A 6,730-nucleotide genomic window follows, 5' to 3' on the forward strand; every position below is an offset into this window, starting at 1 on the left:
TCCAACTTGAGTCTCAACACCTCAAGGGTCACAGGAAACGGCGTGTTTCACGTATCAGACCAGGTCAGAGCACCCACACATACGGCAGGAGAGCCTCCTTTCTGCTGGTCACGACGGAGATGCGGTGGAGTCAGTAGGAGGGGACGGGCGGGCGCGGGAGCGCTTCGAGGTTCCAGTTGACCCACTGGCCGTTCTCGACCGAGCCGACCATGAGCATCGGGGGTCGACCGGTCTCCTGCCGCGTTTCGGCCACCCACATCTGCGTCTCGAAGACGATTCTCGGATCGGTGAACTCGAACGGCGCCACGGTCAGGTCGCGCTCGCCTGCGTACGCTGCCACCAGCCGGTCGAAGTCCTCGGCGGGGGTGGCCACGAAGAACGCATGCCGCCGGGTTGGGTCGGCGATGACGGCGAAGCGGATTTCGGGCAGCGCAATGGAGGACACGGTGGGGGTGACCTCGTACACGGCGGTGAAGCCCTCCGCGAGCAAGACGCTCGGGGTGACCGCTCGCGCGAGGTCGTGCTGCCAGCGCAGCGTGTCGTCGGGCACCTGCCGGTTGGCCGGCCGCAGCCGGTTGCGCGCCCGGCAGGTGTCGAGGTCGGGGAGGAAGCGCAGGGCGACGATGGGACGACCGTGCCGACGGGCCCGCCGCGCCCTCGCCGCGGGCGACGCACCCGTCTTCGAGACCCTCGTCCAGATGCAGCTCAACACATTCGAGCGGTCGGGCTGGACCCGGACACGTACATGCTGGTGCGGATCGCGGCGCTGGTGGCGATGGACGCCGCTCCCGCCTCCTACCTGCTCAACCTCGGTGCCGCCGCGGACATCGGCGTGTCGCTGGAGCAGGTGCAGGGGACCTTGACCGCCATCGCCCCGGTCGTCGGCAGCGCCCGGGTCGTGGCGGCGGCGGGCAGGATCGTCGAGGCGTTCGAGCTGCCGCTGGAAGGCGACGACTGACCGCGGCCCGCACTCCGTTGGGAGCCCGAAGGCGCTCGCGGAGCGGTTCGTCGCGGACCTGCGGAGCAGCCGCCTGGACAACCTGGCCGGTCGTTGCATTGCACCGGTACGCCGGGCCCGCGGGAGCCCAGGCGGCGGAGAAGCTGGTCGACCGGCAGCGGCCCTTGGAACGCGCAGCGCGCAGGAGGCCCTGACCAGGGTGAAGGAGCGGGAGACCCAGGCCGTGTCCGAAGACGGTCGCACTGCGAGGCCCCGGTCGCCCCGGCCGGGCGGGTCGGGGTGACCGGGGCGACCTCCCTGCGGCGGGTCCGTTAATCCCAGGCGCAGTGGACGTGGTTGATCTCGTCGAGGGCCTGGGTGGCGCCGTACGCGCGGCAGGCGCTGACGAAGGTGGCGTTGCTGACGGACATCTTGTCCGCGTCGAACGCGATGCCCTCGTAGTGGTTGGAGGTGCTCGAGTGGTCACCGCCGGCGATCTCGGTGACCAGGAAGGTGTAGCCCTTCTCGGTGGCCAGCTTGAGCATGCCGTTGAGCATGGCGGTGGAGAGATAGACCTCGCGTTCGCCGACGTCGCTGTAGTTGCTGGTCTCGGCGGTGGTGCCGTTCTTGGTGTCGGTGATGTTGGCCTGGGCCGTGGAGTCGGAGTCGACGACGCCGCTGACGTGGTAGTTCAGCAGCGAGATCTTGGAGTTGGCGTCGATGGACGCGGCGAGCTGCGCACGGGAGCTGCCGGAGCCGCCGCTGCCGGAGCCGCCGACCAGGGCGTTCCAGGTGCCGGAGCCGACGATGCCGTCGGCCGCAAGGCCGCGCTTGGACTGGAAGTCCTTGGCGGCGTTGGTCGATGCAGAGCCGAAGGCCCCGTCGACGACCAGGCCGTAGCCGTACCGGTTGAGCTGGGTCTGGGCCGCCTTGGCGGCGCTGCCCGAGCTGCCGTTCTGCACGGTGACGATCAGCTTCGGCCAGGTCAGCGGGCCGACCGAGCCGTCGGCGGTGAGGCCGCTCGCGCTTTGGAAGGACTTGACCTTGGTCTCGGTGGTCGCACCGAACATGCCGTCGGCGGTGGTGGCGTAGCCCCGGTGGGACAGCAGATGCTGAACGGTCGTCACCTGCGCGCCGCTGTCACCACGGGCGATCAACGGCCAGGTGGCGGCCGAGGCGGTGCTCGGGTTGAGCAGTACGGCGACGAGCGCCGCGAGAACCGTGGCGACGAGTACGGGGAAACGTCTTTGCATGATGCTCCTTGACGTGTGCTGAACGGGGTCAGCACTTTCGGTGTGTGGACAGCTGTGGTGGTTCGGGTAGGGGGTCACGGAACGGGCCAGGCGAAGCCGATCTCGTGGCGCTTCTCCAGCTCACGAATGCACGGGAGGAGCGTCCGCTGCAACCGGAGAATCTCCTCCCGGTGCGACGCCTGCCTTGCGTTCGATGGAACATTCACGGTCGGCCGTCTGGATCACAGTTGCCGGACCGCACCGAATTCTGACCCCCGAAAGTGCTGGATGAGCGTGTCTCACAGGGCAGTTGGGACGTTCATGCGAACAAGGAGACGCTCGGGACGGCGACCCGAGGTGTCTCGAGCCCCTGAGGTTCCCGGCGTCTCGCGCGTTCCCGAGCGTCCCGAGGCGTCCCGTACCGGCGAAGAGGGGTCCCTGAGACACGCGGGACAGGGGAGCGTGATGCGGAGACCGGGCGACGCACCGCGACGCCGGTCTCCCCAGGAACCTCTCCTCGGAAGGACATGACGATGACGTCGATCGATCGGCCCCATCTGCGCCGGCGTGCTGTGCTCGGTGGTGCTGTCGCACTGGGCACGGGGGCTCTCCTCCCGTTCCGGTCCGCCGGGCCGGCGTACGCAGCCGGGCCGGTGATCTCCGGCTGTGCGCAGTGGGGCGCGCGTCAGCCCAGCAGCGCCGTGAACGTGCTGCCCACCATCCCGCACAAGATCATCGTGCACCACACGGCGACAGCGAACAGCACGGACTACTCGCAGGCGCACTCCTTCGCGATCGCCCGCTCCATCCAGGCCCATCACATGGACGTCAAGGGCTGGATCGACAGCGGTCAGCACTTCACGATCAGCCGCGGCGCCCACATCCTGGAGGGCCGGCACAGCAGTGCGGCCACGCTCGCCGCCGGCACCCAGTACATCGAGTCCGCTCACTGCACCGAGCAGAACACCGTGGCCGTCGGCATCGAGACCGAGGGCACGTACAACACCGAGGAGCCGCGACCGGCGCAGTACTCGGCGCTGGTCCAGCTGTGCACCCACATCTGCCGGCAGTACGGGTTGCGCGCGTACCAGATCTACGGGCACCGGGACTTCAACAACACCGACTGCCCGGGCGATCGCCTCTACGCGCTGCTGCCTCAGCTGCGCGCCGATGTGGCAGCAGCGATCGGCGGCGATCCGACCGCACCGGTCTGGCCCGCACTGCGCAGCGGTGACACCGGGGAGCGAGTGAAGGCCCTGCAGTATCTGCTGGTGGGGCGTGGGGCTTTGCTCACCGTCGACAGCTCGTTCGGCGCGCTCACGGAGGCCGCCGTACGTGACTTCCAGAGCGCCTGCAAGGCCGTGGTGGACGGTGTCGCCGGGCGGCAGACCTGGAACCAGCTGGTCGCGCCGCTGCGACGCGGGGATGCAGGGGATGCCGTACGGGCGGTGCAGAGCCGGCTCGTGTCGCTCGGCTGGACTCTCGTTGTTGACGGACAGTTCGGCTCCGGCACACAGAGCGCGGTCGTCTCCTTCCAGAGCTCCAAGGGGCTGCCCGCCGACGGTGTGGTGGACGCCCGCACCTGGAGCCGGCTGCTCGCCTGAACGGCCTTCGGGACCAAGGGAAGAGGGGTGCCGGGACGGACGTCCCGACACCCCTCACATTCATGACGACCGGACTCGTCAGCAGGCGTACAGCGAGTTCGGGTGGACCGCTTCGCAGTACCGGATGTGCAGATGGTTGTCGTGGTTGGTCAGCGGCTCGGTCAGGCCCTCGTCGATCAGGACGGGGTCGTTGAACCAGATGACCTTGATGTGTCCGGGCGTGGCGGCGCGGATCGCCTGCACCAGCTTGCGAGTGGCGGCACGGTCGTACGCCGCGGACTGCCAGGTGATGCGGCCCGCGGTGCACTGCGCGGCGTCCGTGCGGATCGGCCACACATCGGCATCCATACCGGCCTCGTGGCTGGAGTGACCGGCGATGTCACCGCCGTGCTCCCAGCTGACGTCGCCGACGGGCAGCCGGCCGCGGCCGTACGAGGAGAATGCGGCCGCGGCGGCCTCCAGCTGGCCGACCGCCGCGCCGGTGCCCCAGTTGGCGCCGGTGTTGCCGTCGGGGTTCTGGTCGCACAGCGTTCCGGCGCCGAAGTTCACCGACTCGTAGTGCCACAGCAGATTGCGCCAGGTGTCGGGACCGACGATGCCGTCGGCGGTCAGGCCCGCGTGGCTCTGAAAGGCGCGCACCGCGGAGGCGGTGCCGGAGCCGAGGACCCCGTCGACGGTGAGGCCCGTGCCGCGCTTGGCGTTCAGCAGCGACTGAACGGCCTTGACCTCCGGACCGCTGTCGCCCTCGCGGACGGTGCTGATCACCTTGCCCCAGGTGGCCGGGCCCACGATGCCGTCGGCCACGAGACCGTTCGCGCCCTGGAACGCCTTCACGGCCGACACCGTGCCCGAGCCGAACACCCCGTCCGTGGCGAGGCTGTGACCGCGCGCGTTCAGCAGATGCTGCAGTGCGACGACGTCGGAGCCCCGGTTCCCGGTGCTCTGAGTCGGATAGAAGGCGCCGGCAAAGGCCTGCGCGGGCTGCCCGAGGCCGAGCAGAAGGGCCAGCGCCGTGGTCAGCAGGACGACAAGCCGCGGCAGGGACAGAGGAGTTCTGGCTGTGGACAGGGACATACCCGCTCGCTCCTTGGGATGGGGTGCCTTGGGCAGAACGACACATCATCGGCACGCGCAGCCGTCCACCGAGTGTCCCGGAGGGTGATTCGAGATATCCCGGGACGGCTGGGACGTGAACCGCCTGCCCGACACCTCGACCTCCTCACGGAGGAAGAATGTTGACCATGTGACCAGTGGTGCCCATGATGTGGCCAGTCGTGAACGGAACGGGGGAAGCCCATGGTACGGGAGACGGACGGCACCGCAGGAGCGACCGAGCCACGGGCGGCGCTTGCCGCCGAGATGCGTCGCATCAAGGAGGCATCGCAGCTCAGCTTCGGCCGCCTGGCGGACCGTACGCACTACAGCAGGTCCTCCTGGGAGCGATTCCTGAACGGCAAACAGCTGCCGACGAAGGTTGCCGTGGAGCAGTTCGCGGGCGCGGCGGGCGCGGATCCCACGCCGTTGCTCGAGCTGTTGCAGGCGGCGGTGTCCGAGGCACAGAAGGAACGGCCGACGGAGCAGGAAGCATCCAGAGCCCCGCTCTCGGCGGCGGAGCCCGTGAGAACGGACCAGCTGCCCCCTGTTGAGGTACGCGAGCCCGAGCCGTCACTGAGCGAACCCGAACCCGAACCCGAACCCGAGCCGCTACGGCGCGAACCTGAGCCGCCCACCCCGCAGACCGCACGTGCGGCCGCCGTTCCGGAGTGGCGGCGAACGATCCGTACGGCCGGCCTTCTTGCCCTCGGTGCTCTGCTCGGCGGAGGCGCCACCGCGCTGGCGATCGGCCCCGTGAGCGGGCAGGACATGCAGAGCGGCTGGATCGCGACGCGGCAGGAACCACAGTCGGCACTGCGGCCCCAGGAGTCGCACCCCACCCGAAGCGGTTCGGCCGATCTGGCCGAGGCGGAACCGGGCTGCCGCGAAAGCAACTGCATCGGCCGGGAGCCGCAGTCGATGGACTGTCAGTGGGACGCCGTCACCGTCCGCTCGCTCTGGCTGCGCGGCATGCACATTCAGCTGCGGTACAGCGCCGACTGCCAGGCGGTCTGGGGCCGGATCGAGAACGGCACGCTCGGCGACTCCGTCACCATCAAGAACAAGTGGGGCCGGGAACAGTCCGCAGTGATCCGGGTGGGTACCGACACGTATACGCGCATGCTCGCCGTCTCCCGCGAGGCCCCGCACGACACGGTCGTCATCTGCGGCGCCATCCCCAGCCAGCGCGAGACGGAATGCTCACCGCTCGCCACGGTGCAGCCCTAGGGTGCCCCGCGCGCCCGCCCGCGGCGCTCCCTGTGCGGGTAGCGCCGGGGTGAGCCCAAAAGCCGCCAGTACTTGATCTTGTTGCCCCGAGAGGTCTTGGTTGCTTACTCGGTCTCCGTGTTCTGGAGTACCTGGCCCTGGAGCCGTTGACGGAGGTCCGCTTCTTCGGCCGTGATCGGGTCTTCCGGGCGTCGGATGCGGGCTCGGCGGGGGCGGGGGATGTCGTCGGCGTCTTGGAGGTCGGCGAAGTCGGCGTGTGCCTGGGCGACGGCCTCGGGGTACACCTCCCTCTTCTCGTACTCAGCGAGCGCACGGTAGATGCTCGCGACGCTGGGGGCCTGGCCCTTGCGCTTTCCGGTGGGGATGATCAGGTCGGGTTGGATCTGCTCGACCGATTCGCCGTTCGCGCGGCGCCGGAGCACGGTGTGCAGCATGTCGTCGGTGATGACGGGCGGGCGGCCGCCGTGCTTGCCCTTGCGGGCCGCGGTGTCGAGCCCTTCGAGGGTCGACTCGCGGATGTTCTCCCGCTCGGTCTCGGCCATTATCTTGAGCCGCCCGGAGGGCGTCTTTGATGTTCAGCAAGGTCACCGGAAGCCCTGTGATCTGCTGTTGTGACGTGGTTATCTCTGGCTTCA

The 6,730-nt window shown here is 69.1% G+C and carries 7 protein-coding genes; 3 read left to right on the forward strand and 4 right to left on the reverse strand.

All coding sequences use genetic code 11. The annotated features are described in order from the left end of the window. Positions 1–130 precede the first annotated feature (130 nt). Positions 131–712: a hypothetical protein gene (locus ACWD6R_RS39335; protein ID WP_451823151.1), complete on the reverse strand. Its 582-nt coding sequence runs from the start codon at positions 710–712 to the stop codon at positions 131–133. A gap of 33 nt (positions 713–745) precedes the next feature. Here ACWD6R_RS39335 and ACWD6R_RS39340 point away from each other — a divergent pair, with 33 nt between their 5' ends. Continuing rightward, positions 746–958 carry a hypothetical protein gene (locus tag ACWD6R_RS39340; protein ID WP_451823152.1) on the forward strand — a complete coding sequence of 71 codons (213 nt, stop codon included), beginning with the start codon at positions 746–748 and terminating at the stop codon, positions 956–958. 311 nt (positions 959–1,269) lie between these two features. On the opposite strand, the gene ACWD6R_RS39345 is transcribed toward ACWD6R_RS39340, so the two are convergent. Then, positions 1,270–2,190: a peptidoglycan-binding domain-containing protein gene (locus tag ACWD6R_RS39345; protein ID WP_451823153.1), complete on the reverse strand. Its 921-nt coding sequence runs from the start codon at positions 2,188–2,190 to the stop codon at positions 1,270–1,272. Between the two features lie 512 nt (positions 2,191–2,702). Here ACWD6R_RS39345 and ACWD6R_RS39350 point away from each other — a divergent pair. After that, positions 2,703–3,773 carry a peptidoglycan recognition protein family protein gene (locus tag ACWD6R_RS39350; RefSeq protein WP_451823154.1) on the forward strand — a complete coding sequence of 357 codons (1,071 nt, stop codon included), beginning with the start codon at positions 2,703–2,705 and terminating at the stop codon, positions 3,771–3,773. Between the two features lie 78 nt (positions 3,774–3,851). Here ACWD6R_RS39350 and ACWD6R_RS39355 read toward each other — a convergent pair whose 3' ends face one another. Continuing rightward, positions 3,852–4,847 carry a penicillin-insensitive murein endopeptidase gene (locus tag ACWD6R_RS39355; RefSeq protein ID WP_451823155.1) on the reverse strand — a complete coding sequence of 332 codons (996 nt, stop codon included), beginning with the start codon at positions 4,845–4,847 and terminating at the stop codon, positions 3,852–3,854. Between the two features lie 222 nt (positions 4,848–5,069). Between ACWD6R_RS39355 and ACWD6R_RS39360 the strand changes: the two genes are divergently transcribed. Further along, positions 5,070–6,095, forward strand: a complete 1,026-nt coding sequence (locus tag ACWD6R_RS39360) for a helix-turn-helix domain-containing protein (protein ID WP_451823156.1) — start codon at positions 5,070–5,072, stop codon at positions 6,093–6,095. Between the two features lie 104 nt (positions 6,096–6,199). Here the strand turns inward: ACWD6R_RS39360 and ACWD6R_RS39365 are convergent, their stop codons facing one another. Beyond that, positions 6,200–6,637 (reverse strand): hypothetical protein, encoded by a 438-nt coding sequence (locus ACWD6R_RS39365; protein ID WP_451823157.1) that lies wholly within the window; start codon positions 6,635–6,637, stop codon positions 6,200–6,202. Positions 6,638–6,730: the final 93 nt, after the last annotated feature.

This window comes from Streptomyces sp. NPDC005151 (assembly GCF_053599875.1).